Origin of the sequence: Streptomyces cynarae, from assembly GCF_025642135.1 — a bacterium.
GTDB classification, from domain to species: Bacteria; Actinomycetota; Actinomycetes; order Streptomycetales; family Streptomycetaceae; genus Streptomyces; species Streptomyces cynarae.
In genome coordinates, this window is record NZ_CP106793.1 from 3,529,325 (window position 1) to 3,547,463 (window position 18,139).

At 72.9% G+C, this 18,139-nt stretch carries 8 protein-coding genes and 3 pseudogenes; 9 read left to right on the forward strand and 2 right to left on the reverse strand.

Features of this window, described 5'->3' with window-relative positions; all coding sequences use genetic code 11:
- Window positions 1-66 precede the first annotated feature (66 nt).
- From N8I84_RS16360 to N8I84_RS16390, 7 genes and pseudogenes are all read left to right on the forward strand, one after another.
- Window positions 67-3,334 (forward strand): annotated as a pseudogene (locus tag N8I84_RS16360) (FHA domain-containing protein).
- 187 nt (window positions 3,335-3,521) lie between these two features.
- Window positions 3,522-4,913: an ABC transporter substrate-binding protein gene (locus N8I84_RS16365; protein WP_263230222.1), complete on the forward strand. Its 1,392-nt coding sequence runs from the start codon at window positions 3,522-3,524 to the stop codon at window positions 4,911-4,913.
- Window positions 4,914-4,920: 7 nt separating this feature from the next.
- Window positions 4,921-6,264, forward strand: a complete 1,344-nt coding sequence (locus N8I84_RS16370; protein ID WP_263230223.1) for a carbohydrate ABC transporter permease — start codon at window positions 4,921-4,923, stop codon at window positions 6,262-6,264.
- Window positions 6,261-7,169, forward strand: coding sequence for a carbohydrate ABC transporter permease (locus N8I84_RS16375; protein ID WP_263230224.1), 909 nt, complete (start codon window positions 6,261-6,263; stop codon window positions 7,167-7,169). The genes N8I84_RS16370 and N8I84_RS16375 overlap by 4 nt, the downstream gene beginning before the upstream one ends.
- A gap of 167 nt (window positions 7,170-7,336) precedes the next feature.
- Window positions 7,337-9,591 (forward strand): annotated as a pseudogene (locus N8I84_RS16380) (bifunctional glycosyltransferase/CDP-glycerol:glycerophosphate glycerophosphotransferase).
- 78 nt (window positions 9,592-9,669) lie between these two features.
- Window positions 9,670-11,862, forward strand: a complete 2,193-nt coding sequence (locus N8I84_RS16385; RefSeq protein ID WP_263230225.1) for a bifunctional glycosyltransferase family 2 protein/CDP-glycerol:glycerophosphate glycerophosphotransferase — start codon at window positions 9,670-9,672, stop codon at window positions 11,860-11,862.
- Window positions 11,863-11,867: 5 nt separating this feature from the next.
- Window positions 11,868-14,074: pseudogene (locus tag N8I84_RS16390) on the forward strand (bifunctional glycosyltransferase/CDP-glycerol:glycerophosphate glycerophosphotransferase).
- Window positions 14,075-14,132: 58 nt separating this feature from the next.
- Here N8I84_RS16390 and N8I84_RS16395 read toward each other — a convergent pair.
- Window positions 14,133-14,546 (reverse strand): organic hydroperoxide resistance protein, encoded by a 414-nt coding sequence (locus N8I84_RS16395; RefSeq protein ID WP_263230226.1) that lies wholly within the window; start codon window positions 14,544-14,546, stop codon window positions 14,133-14,135.
- 130 nt (window positions 14,547-14,676) lie between these two features.
- Between N8I84_RS16395 and N8I84_RS16400 the strand changes: the two genes are divergently transcribed.
- A complete protein-coding gene (locus N8I84_RS16400; RefSeq protein WP_263230227.1) occupies window positions 14,677-15,177 on the forward strand; it encodes a MarR family winged helix-turn-helix transcriptional regulator in 501 nt (166 codons plus the stop codon).
- Here N8I84_RS16400 and N8I84_RS16405 read toward each other — a convergent pair.
- Window positions 15,174-16,694, reverse strand: coding sequence for a glycosyltransferase family 39 protein (locus tag N8I84_RS16405; RefSeq protein ID WP_263230228.1), 1,521 nt, complete (start codon window positions 16,692-16,694; stop codon window positions 15,174-15,176). The two genes, N8I84_RS16400 and N8I84_RS16405, sit on opposite strands and share 4 nt — an antisense overlap.
- 244 nt (window positions 16,695-16,938) lie before the next feature.
- Here N8I84_RS16405 and N8I84_RS16410 point away from each other — a divergent pair, with 244 nt between their 5' ends.
- On the forward strand, window positions 16,939-18,132 hold the full coding sequence (locus tag N8I84_RS16410) for a glycosyltransferase 87 family protein (protein WP_263234780.1): 1,194 nt from the start codon (window positions 16,939-16,941) through the stop codon (window positions 18,130-18,132).
- Window positions 18,133-18,139: the final 7 nt, after the last annotated feature.

Sequence of the window (18,139 nt, forward strand, 5' to 3'; positions counted from 1 at the left end):
TCCCGGCACCGGCTCGTGCGCCTCGTGGGCGACCGCGGACGCAGACAGAAGGGACCGCTGACGGCGATGCAGATCCGGCTGACCGTCGTAGCCCCACCGGCCCCGCCCACGGAGTCACGGGCCCGCGCCGCGGGTGTGACGTACTGGTCACCGCGCCCGCCGGGACGGCGCTGGCCGCGGTGGCGTCGGGCCTGGCCTCGGCGGTCGGCGGGGAGGCAGGTCCCTCCCAGCCCGAGCGAAGCCGGGAGCCCGGGACAGGCTCGGTGGTTCTGTACGCGGGCACGGAGCGGCTCGACCCGCAGCGCTGCACGCTGGGCGAGCCTCCGCTGCTGGACGGCGCGGTGCTGACCCTGGGCGCGCCCGCGGAGCCGGGCCCCGAGCCGGACGAGGGCGCGGCCCAGCTGCACGTGGTCGCGGGCCCGGACGCGGGCGGCGTCCATCTGCTGCACGGCGGGGTGATCCGGATCGGCCGTTCCGCCGACGCCGACGTCCCGCTGGACGACCCGGACGTGTCCCGGCTGCACTGCGCGGTCACGGTCACCCCGGACGGCCACGTCTCGGTCGCCGACCTCGGCTCCACCAACGGCACGGTGCTGGACGGCCACCGGGTGAGCGACCGCCCGGTGCGCTTCAGCGCCGGCGCGCTGCTGCGGCTCGGCGAATCGGCCCTGCGGCTGGTCCCGCCCGGAGAGGAGCGGTCCGTGGGGACGGCGCCGGACGGGGAGGGGCACGTACGGGTGCGGCGGGCGGAGGGCCCGGGAGAGCCCACGGACCCGACGCGGGCGGCGGCCGTGGGGCACGCGCGCGCCGGGAGCACCGCCGCCGGGGACGGCCGCACGGGCGGCACCTCCCCGGAGGGACAAGGCTCGGGTTCCGCCTCCCGGGACGGGCGGTCCTCCCCCGACAGCGACACGCACCACGGCTTCGGCATCACCGGGTGGGGCGCGTCCGGCGGGGTGATCCCCGGAGCTCAGGAACACGGTTCCGTCGAGTCGCCCCTTCCGGCGCACGCCGAACCGGGACAGGTCACGCCGGACGAGAGCACGCGCAAGGGCACCCCGCTGCGCGGCACGGACGTTCCGCCGGGGCTGCGCAGGCGCGGCGGGCTCACGGCATGGGCACGCCGGCTGACCGGGGGCCGCGGCGAACAGGGCGGCACCGAACGCGGCGCGTACGAGGAGGGCGGGGACGCCTCCGCGCCGCCCGCGGCCCGGGCGCCCGAGAAGTGGCCGGACCCGGCAGCGCTGCTGCTCACCGCGCTCGGCCCGGGTCCGCGGCTGTGGGAGCGCGGCCCGGGGCACCCGGAGGCGCTCACCGTGCGGCTGGGCACGGCGGACCGGACGGCACCGGACGGTGCGGGCCTGCTGCCGGCGGTGCCGGTGACCGCGGGGTTGCGCGAGGTGGGCGCACTGGGGCTCGCGGGGCCGCGCGCCCGGCTGGCCGGGCTGACGCGCGCGGTGGTGGCGCAGCTCGCCGCGCTGCACTCGCCCGACCTGCTGGAGCTGGTCCTGATCAGCGCCGACCGCACGCGCCCGCTGCACGAGCGCACCGCCGACTGGTCCTGGCTCGGCTGGCTCCCGCATCTCCGCCCGGCCCACGGCCAGGACTGCCGCCTGCTGCTGGCCTACGACCGCGAACAGGCGACGGCCCGCACCCAGGAGCTGCTGCGCCGCCTGGAGGACCAGCTGACGGACCAGGACGGTCCGCTGCCCGCCCCACCGGAGGACCCTTCGCCACGGGGGGCCACCCACCGCCCCTCCTGGGCGCGGGACGACGCCCACGCGGGGCCGTACTCCGTCGTGGTCGTGGACGGTGACCCCGGTGGCGCCGATGTGCGGGCGGCCGTGGCGCGGCTGGCCCGGGAGGGGGCGCGGGCCGGGATCCATGTCGTCTGTCTGGCCGAGGCGCCGGCCGCCTCCCCCGCGTCGCCGGTGGCGGAGACGTACGAGGCGGCGTGCGCGGCCTCCCCGGTGTTCCGGGAGTGCGGGGCCGTCGCGCTGCTGAGCGGCGATGTGGCCACAGCGCTGCGGCTGCTGCGGGTCGCGCCGGGGCAGGGTGCGGACGCCGCGCGCGCACCCGTGGGGCACGGCACGGTCGCCGCCGTGGACGCGGTGTCGGCGGCGTGGGCGGAGCGGTTCGCCCGGGCGCTCGCCCCGCTGCGGACGGACGGCGGCGGTGAGCGGCACCCGCGCGTGTCGGCCCCGTTGCCCCGGGCGGCGCGGCTGCTGGACGAGTTGGGGCTGGCCCGGGCCACCCCGGCGTCGCTGATGGCACGTTGGGCGGACGCGGCGGACGACACCGCGTCACCGGGCGGGCGCGCCTGGGCGGTGCTCGGCGCGGGCCCGCGCGGTCCGGTGAGCGTGGACCTCGCCGCCGAGGGACCGCATCTGCTGGTCGAGGGGCCGCCCGGGAGCGGTCGTACGGAACTGCTGCGCGCCCTCGCCGCCTCGCTGGCGTCGGCGGAGCGCCCGGACCGACTGAGCATCGCACTCGTCGACGGCCGTGACTGCGCGGCGCACGGCAGTACGGGCGGGGACGGCCTGCGGGTCTGCACGGACCTGCCGCACGTCACGACGTATCTGGCGGTCAACGACCCGGTGCGCATGCGGGAGTTCGCCCAGTCGCTGAGCGCCGAGCTGAAGCGGCGGGCGGAACTGCTCGGGCAGCTCGGATTCGCCGAGTGGCACACGCGGCAGGAGGTGTCGAGGCGGATCGGGCCGCAGCGGTCGGGAGGTACGGAGTCGGGGGACCTCGACAGCCCGCCGAGTGTCACGCTGCGGCTGCGTCCGGCGGCGGCACGGCAGCGGGCGGAGGCGGGTCCTCCGTTGCCGCGGCTGGTGGTGCTGGTCGACGACCTGGACGCGCTGCTGTCCCCGGCGCTCGGCTCCCCGGCCGCCCGGCGGCCGGGTCGGTCGTACGGGCGCTGGAGGCGGTGGCCCGGGACGGGGAACGGCTGGGTGTGCACCTGGTGGCCGCGTCGGGGCCCGGTGGGCGGACGGCTCAGTGGGAGCCGGCCCGGGCGGCCTCGCTGCGGATCGGCCTGGAGGCGGTGGCCGCGGGCACGGACGAACCAGGGCCGGGGCGGGGGCGGTTGACCCGGGCGGACGGCAGGGGGACGCCGTTCCAGGGCGGGCGGATCACGGGGCGGATTCCCCGGACGGCGACCGTGCGGCCGACGGTCGTACCGCTGGAGTGGCACCGCATGGGCGACCCGCCGGCACGGCGTCCGGTGCGGGAACTGGGGAACGGGCCGACGGACCTGGCGTTGCTGGCGAGCGCGCTGGAGCGGGCGGCGCGGTCGGTGTCGGCGGTGGAGGTGCCTTCGCTTTTGTGACGCCGTCCCCTCCGGCCCCGCCGACTGCCGAGCAGCACCGACACCCCAGCTGACCATACGTCACAACGCGATCACAATCGGCCACTTGACAGTGCAGGCGCTCTTGCCGCCCCGAACCTCCCCGCGTAGACCAGAGCGCACGGACAGCAGCTCGAACGTTCGACGAGGGACGGAGAACGGGGCAGTCATGCGCAGCACGAGCAGCACCATCCGGACACTGAGGGCCGCCAGGACCGCGGCCGCGGTCATCGCGGGAGCGCTGGCGCTCACGCTCACCGCGTGCGGCGGAAGCCACGACGACAAGAGCAGCAGCGACAAGAGCAGCGGAAGCACGCAGACCGGTGGCGCGACCGTCACCCTCCCCAAGCTGGACGGGCAGCATCTGGAGGTCGCCGCCGTCTGGACCGGCGGCGAGCAGAAGAACTTCAAGACGGTGCTCGCCGAGTTCCAGAAGCGCACCGGCGCCGAGGTCACCTTCGTGCCCGCCCAGGACCCGATCATCAACTTCCTCGGCTCGAAGATCGCCGGTGGTCAGCCGCCGGACGTCGCGCTGCTCCCCCAGCCCGGCGCGATCAAGCAGGCCGTCGACAGGAAGTGGGCCAAGCCGCTCGGCGCCGAGGCCCAGGCGGAGCTCGCCAAGAACTACTCGCAGGGCTGGCAGGACATCGGCAAGGTCGGCGGCAAGCAGTACGGCGTCTACTACAAGGCCGCCAACAAGTCCCTGATCTGGTACAACGCGAAGGTCTTCGAGGGGGCGAACGGCAAGGAGCCCAAGACCTGGCAGGAGCTGCTGACGGCGGCGCAGAACATCTACGACTCCGGTGTCACCCCGTTCTCCATCGGCGGCGCGGACGGCTGGACCCTCACCGACTGGTTCGAGAACGTCTATCTCTCACAGGCGGGCCCGGAGAAGTACGACCAGCTCGCCCAGCACAAGATCAAGTGGACGGACCCGTCCGTCAAGCAGGCCCTGACCACGCTCGCGCAGATCTGGGGCAAGAAGGACTACATCGCGGGCGGCCCGAACGGCGCCCTCCAGACCGAGTTCCCGGCCTCCGTCACCCAGACCTTCACCGGTGGCGACCAGCCGAAGGCCGGCATGGTCTTCGAGGGCGACTTCGCGCAGGTCAACATCGGCGAGACCAAGGCGAGGATCGGCGCGGACGCGAAGGTGTTCCCGTTCCCGGCCGTGGGCGCCCAGGCACCGGTGGTCACCGGCGGTGACGCGGCCGTCATCCTCAAGGACTCCAAGGCGGCCCAGGCGCTGGTCACCTTCCTGGCCTCGCCGGACGCGGCCTCCATCCAGGCGAAGCTCGGCGGCTACCTCTCGCCGAACAAGAACGTCCCGGACTCCGCGTACCCGAACGCGGTGCAGCAGAAGATGGCCAAGGCGCTGCTCGCGGCCGGTGACAGCTTCCGCTTCGACATGTCGGACCAGGCCCCGCAGGCGTTCGGCGGCACGCCCGGCAAGGGCGAGTGGAAGGACCTCCAGGACTTCCTGAAGAACCCGACGGACGTCGCGGGGACGCAGGCGAAGCTGGAGAAGGACGCGGCGGCGGCGTACGGGAGCGGGAGCTGATCCGGCGATGACGTCGGCCACGGCGGCAGGGGCCCCGCCGGCCCCTGCCGCACCCAAGAGCCGCAAGAGCGTGACCGGCACCCGCAGGACCGTGGCAGCACTGTTCCTGCTGCCCGCACTGGTGCTGCTCGGCGCGCTCGTGGTCTACCCGATCGGGTACTCGGTGATCCGCAGCTTCCTCGACCGCTCCGGTGACTCCTTCGCGGGATTCGACAACTACAAAGCGCTGTTCACGGATGACGGCATCCGCACCGCGCTGAAGAACAACATCATCTGGGTGGTGTTCGCGCCGACGGTGTCGACCGCGCTGGGGCTCATCTTCGCGGTGCTCACCGAACGGGTGCGCTGGGGTACGGCGTTCAAGCTGGTCGTCTTCATGCCGATGGCCATCTCGATGCTCGCGGCCGGGATCATCTTCCGGCTGGTGTACGACCAGGACCCGGACAAAGGCGTCGCGAACGCCGTGTGGGTGGGCATCCACGACACGTTCGCCCCGTCGTCGGCGTTCCCCAAGGCGCACCCCGGCCGTGAGTCGCCCTTGAAGCCGGACGGGGGCGGCTTCATCACCCGGACGACCGTGCACACGGGCGAGTCGGTCGCGCTTCCGCTGGTCGGTGTAGCGCCCGACCAGATGCCGAAGAGCGCGAGGCGGGCGGTGCGGGCCGAGGCCGAGCCGGGGAAGATCACCGGCACGGCCTGGCAGGACTTCACTCGCGGCAGGGGCGTGGGGAAGCTCGGCGCGGTGGACCCCTCCGAGCAGGGTTACGCGGGCATGCGGATCGAGGCGGTGGAGAACGGCAGGGTCGTCGCCTCCACCAAGGCGGCCGGCGACGGCACGTTCACGCTGCCCGCAGCCGCGGACGGAGCACAACTGCGCCTCCCCGCGGGCAACTTCACAGAGCCGTACAACGGAGTCGACTGGCTCGGCCCGGCGCTCGTCACCCCGGCGGTCATCGGGGCGTACGTGTGGATGTGGGCCGGTTTCGCGATGGTGCTGATCGCGGCGGGGCTCGCGGGCGTGCCGCGGGAGCTGCTGGAGGCGGCGCGCGTGGACGGCGCGAACGAGTGGCAGGTGTTCCGCCGGGTCACCGTGCCGCTGCTGGCGCCCGTGCTGGCGGTGGTCACCGTCACGCTGATGATCAACGTGCTGAAGATCTTCGACCTGGTCTTCATCATCCCGCCGGGCTCCTCGCAGGACGACGCCGACGTCCTGGCCCTGGAGCTGTACCGCAAGGGCTTCTCCGAGGACCAGCCGGGCGTCGCGAGCGCGATCGCGGTGTTCCTGCTGCTGCTCGTCATCCCGGTGATGCTGTTCAACATCCGTCGACTGAGGCGGGAGGTACGGCGATGACCACGCAGGTCGGACGTCTGACCAAGGCGGCCCCGGTCACCGTCGTCAAGGCCGGGCGGTCCCTCGGGGCGCGGATCGCGGAGGGCGTCGGCGGGGGACTGCTGCGCGTCTTCCTCATCCTCGTCGGGCTGTTCTGGCTGGTGCCGACGATCGGGCTGCTGCTCGCCTCGCTGCGCAAACCGGAGGACATGAACGCCTCCGGCTGGTGGACCGTCTTCAGCAAGCCCTCGCAGCTGACGTTCGACAGCTACCAGAAGCTGCTGGAGAACAGCGACATCACCAACTCCCTGCTGAACACGGTCCTGATCACCGTCCCGGCGACGATCCTGGTCGTCGTCATCGGCTCCCTCGCGGGCTACGCCTTCGCCTGGATGGAGTTCCCGGGGCGCGACTGGTGGTTCCTGGGCGTGGTCGGCCTGCTGGTCGTGCCCGTACAGGTGGCGCTGATGCCGATCGCTGAACTGTTCGGGAAGACCGGCTTGTTCGGCACGGTGCTCGGAGTGATCCTCTTCCACACCGGCTTCGGCCTGCCCTTCGCGGTCTTCCTGCTGCGGAACTTCTTCGCGGAGATCCCCCGGGAACTGCTGGAGGCGGCCCGTCTGGACGGCGCGGGCGAGCTGCGGCTGTTCGCCCGGGTCGTGATGCCGCTCGGCGGTCCGGCGATCGCGAGCCTCGGCATCTTCCAGTTCCTGTGGGTGTGGAACGACATGCTGGTCGCGCTGGTGTTCACCAAGTCGGGCACGCAGCCGATCACGGTCGCGCTGCAGACACAGGTCCGCCAGTTCGGCAACAACATCGACGTCCTGGCACCCGGCGCGTTCATCTCGATGGTGATCCCGCTGGCCGTGTTCTTCGCCTTCCAGAGGCAGTTCGTGTCCGGCGTCATGGCGGGCGCCGTCAAGTAGGGCGATCCGCACGGCGGTTCCTGGGGTGGACCGGCAGCACGGTCCACCCTCCGCCGTTCACCGGAGGCTTTCCGAGGCGGTCCCCCACATGCCGCACGGCGCGTAACCAAACCACTCCATCGGACGTTTTCGGGCAGGTTGTCCGCGCCGACCCCCATGGATGCCCTTTGCCCAGGTTCAGTGTCATCGTCCCCGCGTACAAGGTTCAGGCGTACCTGGAGGAATGCCTCACATCCGTGCTGGAGCAGTCGTTCACCGACGTCGAGGTGATCGCCGTCGACGACAGCTCGCCCGACGCCTGCGGGGTGATCATCGATGAGTTCGCCGCCCGTGACACCCGCGTCCGCCCCCTGCACCTGCCCCGCAACGTGGGCCCCGGGCCCGCCCGCAACGCGGGCCTGAAGGAGGCGAGGGGCGACTACCTGCTCTTCCTGGACGGCGACGACACCCTGACCCCGCACGCGCTGAGGGACATCGCCGACCGGCTGAAGGAGACCTCCGACCCGGACGTCCTGGTCTTCGACCACGCCCGCACGTACTGGACCGGGAAGACCGTCGGCAACCAGCTCGCCGGCCTGCTCACCGAACAGGGCCCGGCCCCCTTCCGCCTGGACGACCGCCCCGGTGTGCTGTCGCTGCCGACGGTGGCGTGGAACAAGGCGTACCGCCGGGAGTTCGTCGAGCGGGAGGGCTTCACCTTCCCGCCCGGCTGCTACGAGGACACGCCGTGGACGTTCCCGGTGCTGCTGACCGCCGAGACCATCGCCACCCTCGACCGGGTCTGCGTCCACTGGCGCCGGCGCCGTAGGGGCGGCACCCTCGGCACGACCAGCCGTGGGCACTTCGACGTCTTCGACCAGTACGACCGGGTCTTCACGCACCTGGACGCGCACCCCGAGCTGGCCCGCTGGCGGCCGGTGCTGTTCCACCGCATGGCCGACCACCTGGCCGCCATCCTCGCCCGGCGCGGCCGGCTGCCGGGCACCTGCCGCGCCGAGTTCCTGCGGCTGGCCCGCGCCCACTACCGCCGCCACCGCGTCCCGGGCGCCCCGTTCCGGCTGCGCCACCTGCTGATCCGCTTCGGCAGCCACCGCACCCACCGCCTGCTGTCCCTGGCCTCCCGCCTCGCGCGCGCGGCCCGGCGCACGGTCGCCGGGTCCAGCCGCCGCCTGGCAGCCGCCGCCCTCCAGGCGCACTACCGCATCCAGCTCCGCCTGCCCCTGCGCGCCGACCGAGCCGTCTTCACCCGGGACGCGGGCGGCCGCTACGGCTGCAACACGGCCGCCCTGGAGTCCGCGTTCCGCAACCTGGTCCCGCAGATCCGCACCTCCTGGATCGCCCGCCCCGAGCACCACCACACCGTCCCGGTGGCCACCCGCCGGCTGCGGCCCGGCTCGGCCGCGTACTGGACGGCGCTGGCCCGGTCCAAGTACCTGGTCCACAACGCCGACTTCGACCCGCGCGTGGTCAAGCGCCCGGGCCAGATCCTCGTCCAGACCCGGCAGGGCACCCCACTCAAGCGCATGGGTCTGGACCTCCAGGACCGTCCGGCCGCCGCCCGCGACACGGATTTCGCCCGGATGCTGCGCACCGCCGACACCTGGGACTACGTCGTCTCCGGCAACCGCCACTCCACCCTCGTCTGGGAGCGCGTGTTCCCGTCCGGCTTCACCACGCTGGAGTACGGGCAGCCCCGCAACGACGTCTTCGCCCGGGCCACCTCCGCGGACGTGGCCCGGCTGCGGCAGACGTTCGGCATCCCCGAGGGCTCGGTGGCGATCCTTTACGCGCCGACGTACCGCGACTACCGCCGCGGCCACCGCCCCGGTCTCGACCCGGAGCGCCTGCTGCGCCGGCTCGGGCCGCGGTTCGTGCTGCTGACCCGCGCGCACCCGCCTGCGGCGGGCCGCTGGCGCGGACGGTGAAGGGGCGGGTCATCGACGTCACCGGTCATCCGAGCGTGGAGTCGGTGTGCCTGGCATCGGACGCCCTGGTCACCGACTTCTCCGCGCTGATGTTCGACTACGCCAATCTGGATCGGCCGATCATCGTGTACGCGGACGACTGGGAGGCGTACGAGGCGGCGCGCGGCACCTACTTCGACGTCCGTGCCTTCCCTCCGGGCCCGGTCGCCCACGACGAGGACGACCTGATCGACATCTTCGCGACGGGCCACTGGTGCGGCTCACGCTCGGAGCAGCGGCGGGCCGCGTTCCGCAAGCGGTTCTGCCCGTACGACGACGGACGCGCCGCCGAGCGGATCGTGCGCCGGGTGGTGCTCGGGGAGAACGCCTGGCAGCCGGCGGTCGTACCGCTCTCACACCGCCACCCGGCCCCGTCCGCCGCCGCGGGGCTGCCGGCCCCGCCGCTCGCCTCGGTCCGGGTGCCCGGCCACGGCCTGCCCGTCACCGAACGCCTCTGATCCCCTGCCTCTGACGCTGCCGCACACCCGACACACCGGCCCCGTCGCAGAAAACCGGAGCACGAGAGAAAGAGCAGAATGCCCCGCTTCAGCATCATCGTCCCCGCCTCCGGTGTCGCCGGCCGTCTGTCCCAGGCGCTGGACTCGGTCCTCGCCCAGTCCTTCGGCGACTTCGAGCTGATCCCGGTCTGCGACGCGCCCGACTCGCCCGCGGGGGCGGTCGCCGCCGCGTACGCCGAGCGGCACAGCAGGGTGGCCCCGCTCACCTCGCCGACCTCCGGCGGTCCGGGCGTGGCCCGCACGGCCGGGACGGAGGCGGCCACGGGGACGTATCTGCTGTTCCTGGACGGCGACGACGTCCTGCTGCCCGGCGCGCTGGCGGCGATCGATGCGCGTCTGAGGACGACCGGCGACGTGGACGTCCTCTACTTCGCCCACGAGCGGGCGCACTGGTGGGACCCCGAGACCTCCACACCGCCGCTCGGCCCGGCGCCGGACGGGGCGTTCGCCCCCGGGCAGGCGCCGGAGCTGACCGGGGTGGCCGTGCCGGTGTGGAGCGCCGCTTACCGGCGGGCGTTCGTCACCGGGCACCGGCTCGCCTTTCCGGCCGGTCACTTCGCCGACGTCGGCTGGGGCGGACTGGTCACCCTCGCCGCCGAGCGCCTGGCGGTGCTGCGCACGGTGTGCGTACGGCATCTGGTGCGCCGGCAGGGCAGCCGGCCGCACACCCCCGGCGAGCACCAGTTCGATCTGCTGGACCAGGTGGAGCGGGTGCTCGTACGGGCCACAGAACTCCGTCTGCCCGCCGACCGGGCGCGACCGCTGTTCGAGCAGCTGTTCTCCGCGGTGCTGCGGACGGCCGCGCATCCGGAGCTGCTGCCCGCGCACCGCCGCCGGGCGTTCTTCCGGCGGGCGGGCCGTCTCCACCGACGCCACCGCCCGGCCGGGTTCCGGCCGCCGGCGGGGAGCCTCGGCGTACAGCACCGGCTGCTCGCGTCCGGCGCCTACGGCACGTTCCGGGCGCTGCGGGCCGCCAACCAGAGCGTGGCGAAGGCCACCAGGAAGGCGCCCCTGCCGCACCTGGCGCGAACCCGTGCCCGCTACACCCTCCAGCTGCACCGCCCGCTCGATGAGAACCTCGCCGTGTACTGCGCCTACTGGGGCCGCGGCTACGCCTGCAACCCGGCCGCGATCCACGCCCGGGCCCGTCGACTCGCCCCGCACATCCGCTCGGTGTTCCTGGTCGAGGCGGACGCGGTGGGCAGCGTGCCGAAGGACGTCGAGTACGCGGTGATCGGCTCCCGCGCCTACTGGGACGTGCTGGCCCGCGCCAAGTACCTGATCAACAACGCGAACTTCGCCGACGGCGTGGTCAAGCGCCCCGGCAGCGTGCACCTGCAGACCCAGCACGGCACGCCGCTGAAGAAGATGGGCGTCGACCAGTCGCCGTACCCCGTGGTCGCGGCGTCCACCGGCAGCTTCGCCAAGCTGCTCGCACGCATGGACCGCTGGGACTACAACCTCTCCTCCAACCGGCACTCGACCGAGATGTGGGAGCGCGCGTTCCCGGGCGCGTACGAGACGCTGGAGTACGGCTATCCGCGCAACGACGTCTACTACACGGCGACCGCCGACGACGTCGCCCGCGTCCGCCGCGAACTCGGCGTCCCGGAGGGAAAGACGGCCGTCCTCTACGCGCCGACGCACCGCGACCACAGCACCGGCTTCGACGCGGGGCTGGACCTGGAGGCGTTCTGCGACGCGGTCGGCGACGACTTCGTGGTGCTGCTGCGCGCCCACTACTTCTACGACCGGGGCGCTGCCCGGGCCGCGGACCGCGTCATCGACGTCACCCGGCACCGTTCCTCGGAGGACGTCTGCCTGGCCGCCGACGCACTGATCACCGACTACTCGTCGATCATGTTCGACTACGCCAACCTGGACCGCCCGATCGTCGTGTACGCCGACGACTGGGACGTCTACCGGGAGATCAGGGGCGTCTACTTCGACCTGATGGAGGCGCCGCCGGGCCGGGTGGTGCGCACCTCGGAGGAGCTCGCGGCCGTCTTCCGCGACGGCTCGTTCGCGGACGCGGAGGCCAGGGCCGTGCGCGCCGCCTTCCGGCAGCGTTTCTGCCAGTTCGACGACGGGCGCGCCGCCGAACGCGTCGTGCGCCGGGTGCTGCTGGGCGAGCCGCCGGCGTCGATCCCGCCCGTGATCCCGCTCGCCGAGCGCATCCCGGCCCCGGCCCCTGCCCTGGTGAGGAGCTGACCGCCGTGCCCCGCTTCAGCATCGTGGTGCCCGTCTTCAAGGTGCAGGGCTTCCTGCGCGAGTGCCTGGACTCGGTCCTCGCGCAGTCGTACACCGACTTCGAGGTGATCGCGGTCGACGACCGCTCCCCGGACGGCTGCGGGGCGATCCTCGACGAGTACGCCGCCCGCGATCCGCGCGTGCGGGTGCTGCACCTGCCGGAGAACGTCGGCCTCGGCCGGGCCCGCAACGCCGGACTGCCGCACGCCGGCGGGGACTTCCTGCTCTTCCTCGACAGCGACGACACGCTCACCCCTGGCGCGCTGCGTGCGATCGCGGACCGGCTGGAGGAGACCGGGGACCCGGACGTGCTGGTCTTCGACTACGCCCGCACCTACTGGTGGGGCGGCACCCGCCGCAACGTGCTGGCCCGGATCCTCGCCGAGAGCGGCGAGGGCACCTTCACCGCGGCCGAGCGGCCCCAGATCCTGGAACTGCTGATGGTGGTGTGGAACAAGGCGTACCGCCGGGACTTCGTCACCGAGCACGGCTTCGTCTTCCCGCCGGGCTACTACGAGGACACGCCCTGGACGTTCCCCGCGCTGCTCAGCGCGCGGCGGATCGCGACCCTCGACCGGATCTGCGTCAGCTACCGGCAGCGCCGCCAGGGCAACATCCTGTCCACCACCAGCCGCAAGCACTTCGACGTCCACGACCAGTACGAGCGGGTCTTCGCATACGTCGACGCCCATCCGGAGCTGGCCTCCTGGCGGCCGTACCTGCACCGCAAGATGGGCGAGCACTGTCTGGACATCCTCGCCAAGCCGGACCGGCTGCCCGCCTGCGACAAGGGCGAGTTCTTCCGCCGTACCGCCGACCTCTTCCGCGCCCACAGCGCTGGGGAACCGGTCCCGGCCGAGCTGCACGTGCTGGAGGGGAGTTACGCCGGCCACCTGCTCCGGCAGCGGGCCGCCGCCGTGGGTGACGCGCTCGGCGGCGCCGCCGACAGGCCCGCGCGGTGGCGGCCCGGCGGGTCAAGCGCGGCTGGTCCTGGGCGTACGAGCGGCGGCCGCTGGATCCGGACCTGGCCGTCTACTCGGCGTTCTCGCACCGCGGCGTCCTCGGCGACCCGGCCGCGATCCACCGCGCGGCACGCGACCTCGCCCCCCACATCCGCGGTGTGTGGGTGGTGCGCCCGGACCAGGCACAGCACCTGCCGCCGGACGTCGAGTACGTCCTGCCGGGCTCCCTGGGCTATCTGCGGGTCACGGCGCGGGCCACGTACTTCGTGAACAACGTCAACTGGCCCGGCACCCTGGCCAAACGCCCGGGAAGCGTCCACATCCACACCCATCGGGGGACGCCGCTGAAGTACATGGGAGCCGACCTGCGGGACAAGCCGGGCGCCCGGCTGGGGCTCGACGTGCCGCAGATGCTGCGGCGCGCCGACCGATGGGACTACAGCCTGGTCGCCAACCGCCACTCCGAACTGGTGTGGGACCGCGCCTACCCCTGCGACTTCACCTCGGTGCGCAGCGGCAGCCCCCGCAACGACGTCCTCGTGGACGCCAAGCCCGGCGACGGGGCCGGGTTCCGGTTCCGGCACGGCATCCCCGAGGACCACACGGTGGTGCTGTACGCGCCGACCCGCCGCGACTACGTCCGCGGCGGTCACATCGACCGCTTCGACCTGACCCGCTTCGCCGAGGACCTGGGCGAGGGCCACACCCTCGTCGTACGGCTGCACCCCTCGCTGGCGGACGGTTGGGCGCGCGGCACGGGCCTGGCCGAGCTGCACCGGCGGGGCGTGCTGGTCGACGCCACCGACGAGCCGCACGTCGAGGAGGTGATGCTCGCCTCGGACGCCCTGGTCACCGACTACTCGGCCCTGATGTTCGACTACGCCAACCTGGACCGGCCGATCGTCGTGCACGCCGACGACTGGGGTGCGTTCCGGGCGAGCCGGGGCGCCTACTTCGACATCACGGAGGACGCGCCGGGGCACGTCTCGCGCTCGTACCGGGAGCTGGCGTGGCTGTTCGCCTCCGGGTGCTGGCGGGACGAGGACTCGGCGCGGCTTCGGGCGGTGTTCCGGGCGCGGTTCTGCGCGTTCGACGACGGGCGCGCGGCCGAGCGCGTGGTGCGCACGCTGATGCTGGGCGAGCCGGACGTCCAGCCGTCGGTGCCGGCACCGGCGGTGGGCGACAGCGAGGCGCTGACGACGTCGCCGTGAACGCCCGCGGCCTCGTACGCCGGGGAAAGTGCGTACGAGGCCGTGGGCCGCGCCGGTGTTACTCGATGACGAGCTCGACGGGGATGTTGCCGCGGGTGGCGTTGGAGTAGGGGCAGACCTGGTGGGCCTGCTCGACCAGCTTGCGGCCGGTCTCCTGGTCCACGGTGTCCGGCAGCTCGACGCGCAGGGTGACCGCGAGCGCGAAGCCCTCGCCCTGCTTGCCGATGCCGACCTCGGCGGTCACCGCCGCGTCGCTGACGTCGACCTTGGCCGCCCGGCCGACGAGGCCGAGCGCGCTGCCGAAGCAGGCCGCGTAACCGGCGGCGAACAGCTGCTCGGGGTTGGTGCCCTCGCCGTTGCCGCCCAGCTCCGCCGGCGGGGCCAGCTTGAGGTCGATCCTGCCGTCGGAGGAGACGGCGCGACCGTCACGGCCGTGGGTGGCGGTGGCGACAGCGGTGTAGAGCGCGTCCATGGAAAACCATCCCTCTCGAAGTCACAGGGCGGCCGGTCCCTTGCTGACCGGGGGCCGCCTTACGCAGACAAGTAGAGCACACAATTCAGTTGTGCACAACTAAATGACGGGCAGGAGCTACCCTGTCTGCATGACGACCACCCGGACCCCCCGTACGGAGGCGGTCTCCGCGGCCGAGGAGTACCTGCGCCTCGACCGCCAGATCTGCTTCTCGCTGCACGCCGCGTCGCGCGCCTTCAACGGCGTCTACCGCGTCGTCCTGAAGGACCTGGGGCTCACGTACCCGCAGTACCTGGTGATGCTGGTGCTGTGGGAGCACGGGGAGCTGCCGGTGAAGAAGCTCGGCGAGCATCTGCGACTGGACTCCGGCACGCTCTCCCCGCTGCTGAAGCGGCTGGAGGCGGCGGGCCTGGTGCGGCGGGAGCGCAGCACCCGGGACGAGCGGTCCGTGCACATCCACCTCACGGACGAGGGCACGGCGCTCAGGGAACGCGCGCTGCTGGTGCCGCGCCGAATCGCCGCGGCGACGGGCTTCGACCTGACGGAGATCATCGAACTGCGGGAGCGCCTCGACCAGTTGACCCGCACCCTGGACGCGGCGGCACTGGACGAGACGCCCGGCTGCGCCTAGTTCGACCCGTTCGACGGCGGCACCTGGCGGCGTACGTAGAGTCGAAGTGTGAGGTGCGGGCGCACGTACTCCTCGCGGGTGACGAAGTCGCGTTTCACGACCGCGAGTTTGACGCGGTCCGTCGCGTTCCAGGGGGTCCAGGAGGAATCCAGCGCGTACCGCTCGGTGACCACCCAGACATACCTGAGCCCCTCGAGCCGCCGCCGCAGCTCCTCGGGACCGACCTCCCGTCCGTACAGCGTCCCGCTCTCGGCGGCCGGCACGCCCAACGCCACGTCCCGGACCCCCCGGAACCCGGCCGGATAGGCGAGCGCCGACCGCCGCTCCAGCGAGGGCAGGAACAACACGGGATCCCCGGACCGCACCCGCTGCGCCACGGCCGCGGACACGGCCCCGAGATCATCGGGCCGGTGCGCGGCCCGCCGGTCGTCCCGGAGCAGGGGCAGCTGCACGAGGAACACACAACAGACGGCCACGACCCCGAGCAGGGCCACGCCGTCGCCGTACAGCCGGCGGTCGATGTGCGTCCACCCACCGAGCCGCAGTCGCCGCGCCGACCCGACCACCCGCTCCGCCCCGGCCGCCGCCAGCAACGGCACCCCGGCCAGCGAGTACAGCACATACCGGTCGTAGTACAACGGCCGGAACTGCGACACCGCCATCAGCACCGTCGGCGGAACCACCAGCAGCGGCGCCGCGACCCCCGCCAGGGAAACCCCCCGCGGCAACGGCGCCAGAGCCCCCAGCACCGCCAGCCCCAGGCACGGCACGAGCACCCGGCGCGACGGCCCGAAGAACTGCTCCACCAGCCCCCGCACGCTCCGCGCGTCCGGCACAGTCAGCCACGCCACCTGCTCCGCCTGCCCCCGGGACACCAGCACCAGCGGCACCAGCACCGCCACGGCGGCCCCGGCCGCACTCCCCCACCGAAGCCACAGCCGCCCCGGCACCCGTGCCAGCGCCAACGTGCAGGCGTGCGCCGCCAGCATCAGCGCCGCGAACTCGTGCAGTACACACGTGACGGCGACGACCACCCCGTACGGCCACCACCTCCCGCCTTCCACGGCCCGCACGAGCAGCAGGGTCGCCCCCGCCACCCCGGCCGCGACCAGCGCGTAGGAACGCCCTTCCTGCGCGTAGTGCCCGACCATCGGCGTCACCGCGTAGAGCAGCCCCGCCCACAGCCCCACGCGCGGCCGCCCGAGGCGCACTCCCAGCGCGGCGACCAGACCCGCCGCCGCGGCCGCCCCGCACACCGAGGGCAGCCGCAGCAGCACCTCGCCCGGGTGGACGGCCAGGACCGGGTGCATCAGCAGGTAGTACAGGCCGTGCACCGCGTCCACGCTCCGCAGCAGATGCCAGATCTGCGGCAGCGAGCGGCGCGCCACCTGGAACGTGGCCGCCTCGTCACGCCACATGCCGTCACGGTCCAGCCCCCACAGCCCGAGTGTGAACATGACGACGACGGGCACCAGGACGGCGATGCGCTCCTCGCGCCTCATCGGTGATCGGCTCATGCCCGCATTCAACATGCGCGGGTTTCGTACGATTAAATAACTTTTGCCCCGAGTTGACGCTGTATCCACCACACGCGCCACGCAGACGGCCTACCATCCGGGCTTGATGAGTGCCTTGAAGACTGCCCTGGAACGCCCGGCGACCAGACCGGCACCCTTTTTCCCGCCGCCCTTCTGGAAGAGGGTGCGCCGGACGCATCGGTTGCTTCTGCTCGCCGTCGGCTGGCTCACCACCCGTGCCCTGATGCTCTGGCTGCTCGCCCACGACCAGTACGCGCTGCTCGGCCGGGGCGGAGTCGCGAAGGAGGTCTGGAAGCTCTACTTCCACTGGTACGGCATCCTCCGGCACGGCGCCTTCCCCTCCGGCGACCACCTGTGGCAGTACCCGCCGGGCGCCGGCGCGGTGCTCCTTTCGCCCGGGCTCCTGCCGGGGCTGACCTACTTTCAGGCGTTCGTGGTCATCACGTTGTTCACGGACGCCTTGATCACGCTCGTCCTCGCGTACGCAGGCACCCGCCGGGGCCGCTCGCTGCGGGGCGCGGCGCTGTGGATCGGCGGTCTGCCGCTGCTGTGGCACATCCCGCTCGTCCGGTACGACATCCAGGTCACCGCCTTCGCCGTCGTCTCGCTGCTCACGGTGGGGCGCTCCGCGCGCCTGGGCGGCGCGTTCGCGGCCCTCGGCGCCCTCGTCAAGGTGTGGCCGGCGCTGGCGCTCATCGGCACACCACGAGGCCGCGGCACCCGCCAGGCGTGGACGACGGCGGCCGTCACCGTGGTGACGCTGCTCGCCGTGGTCGCGGTCCTGTTCCGCAACCCGTTCGACTTCCTGCGCCAACAGGGCGGCCGGGGCGTGCAGATCGAGTCGCTGGGCGGCACGGTACTGATGCTGGCGCGCCGGGCCGGCTGGTCGGGCACCACCCGCTACCAGTACGGCGCCGTGGAGTTCGTCGGCCCGCATGTGCGCGCGGTCGCAGACTGCTCGCTCGCGCTGACCGCGGTCGCCTTCGCGCTGCTGCTGCTGTGGCGGCTGCGCGCCCGCCACTGGACGCCGGCGACCCCGTACGACGCGGCGCTGACGGCCGTGCTGCTGTTCACGGTGACGAGCCGGGTGATCAGCCCCCAGTACATGATCTGGCTGGTCGGCCTCTGTGCCGTCTGCCTGACCACACGGCACACCACTCAACGCCCGGTGGCCTGGCTCATCCTGGCGGCGACCGCGATCAGCGCCGTGGTGTACCCCGCCTTCTACGGGCAAGTGATCAACTCCACCTGGAGGGGCTGTCTGCTCATGCTGGCCCGCAACGGACTGCTGACCACCGCAGCGGTCATGTCGTTCGTCCGCCTGTGGCGCTCCGGGCGCGCGGTGCCGCAGCGAGAGGATGCGGACGCCCCCGCAGGGAAGGACCGGGTTGCCGCCCTCTTCCCCACAGGGCGTTAAGGGCCGC

What these genes read in the sequence shown, in the direction of transcription:
- N8I84_RS16410 (WP_263234780.1), top strand. Translation starts at nt 16,939, where the DNA reads ATGCTCTGGCTGCTCGCCCACGACCAGTACGCGCTGCTCGGCCGGGGC.
- N8I84_RS16400 (WP_263230227.1), top strand. Translation starts at nt 14,677, where the DNA reads ATGACGACCACCCGGACCCCCCGTACGGAGGCGGTCTCCGCGGCCGAG.
- N8I84_RS16395 (WP_263230226.1), bottom strand. Translation starts at nt 14,546, where the DNA reads ATGGACGCGCTCTACACCGCTGTCGCCACCGCCACCCACGGCCGTGAC.
- N8I84_RS16370 (WP_263230223.1), top strand. Translation starts at nt 4,921, where the DNA reads ATGACGTCGGCCACGGCGGCAGGGGCCCCGCCGGCCCCTGCCGCACCC.
- N8I84_RS16405 (WP_263230228.1), bottom strand. Translation starts at nt 16,694, where the DNA reads ATGAGCCGATCACCGATGAGGCGCGAGGAGCGCATCGCCGTCCTGGTG.
- N8I84_RS16365 (WP_263230222.1), top strand. Translation starts at nt 3,522, where the DNA reads ATGCGCAGCACGAGCAGCACCATCCGGACACTGAGGGCCGCCAGGACC.
- N8I84_RS16375 (WP_263230224.1), top strand. Translation starts at nt 6,261, where the DNA reads ATGACCACGCAGGTCGGACGTCTGACCAAGGCGGCCCCGGTCACCGTC.
- N8I84_RS16385 (WP_263230225.1), top strand. Translation starts at nt 9,670, where the DNA reads ATGCCCCGCTTCAGCATCATCGTCCCCGCCTCCGGTGTCGCCGGCCGT.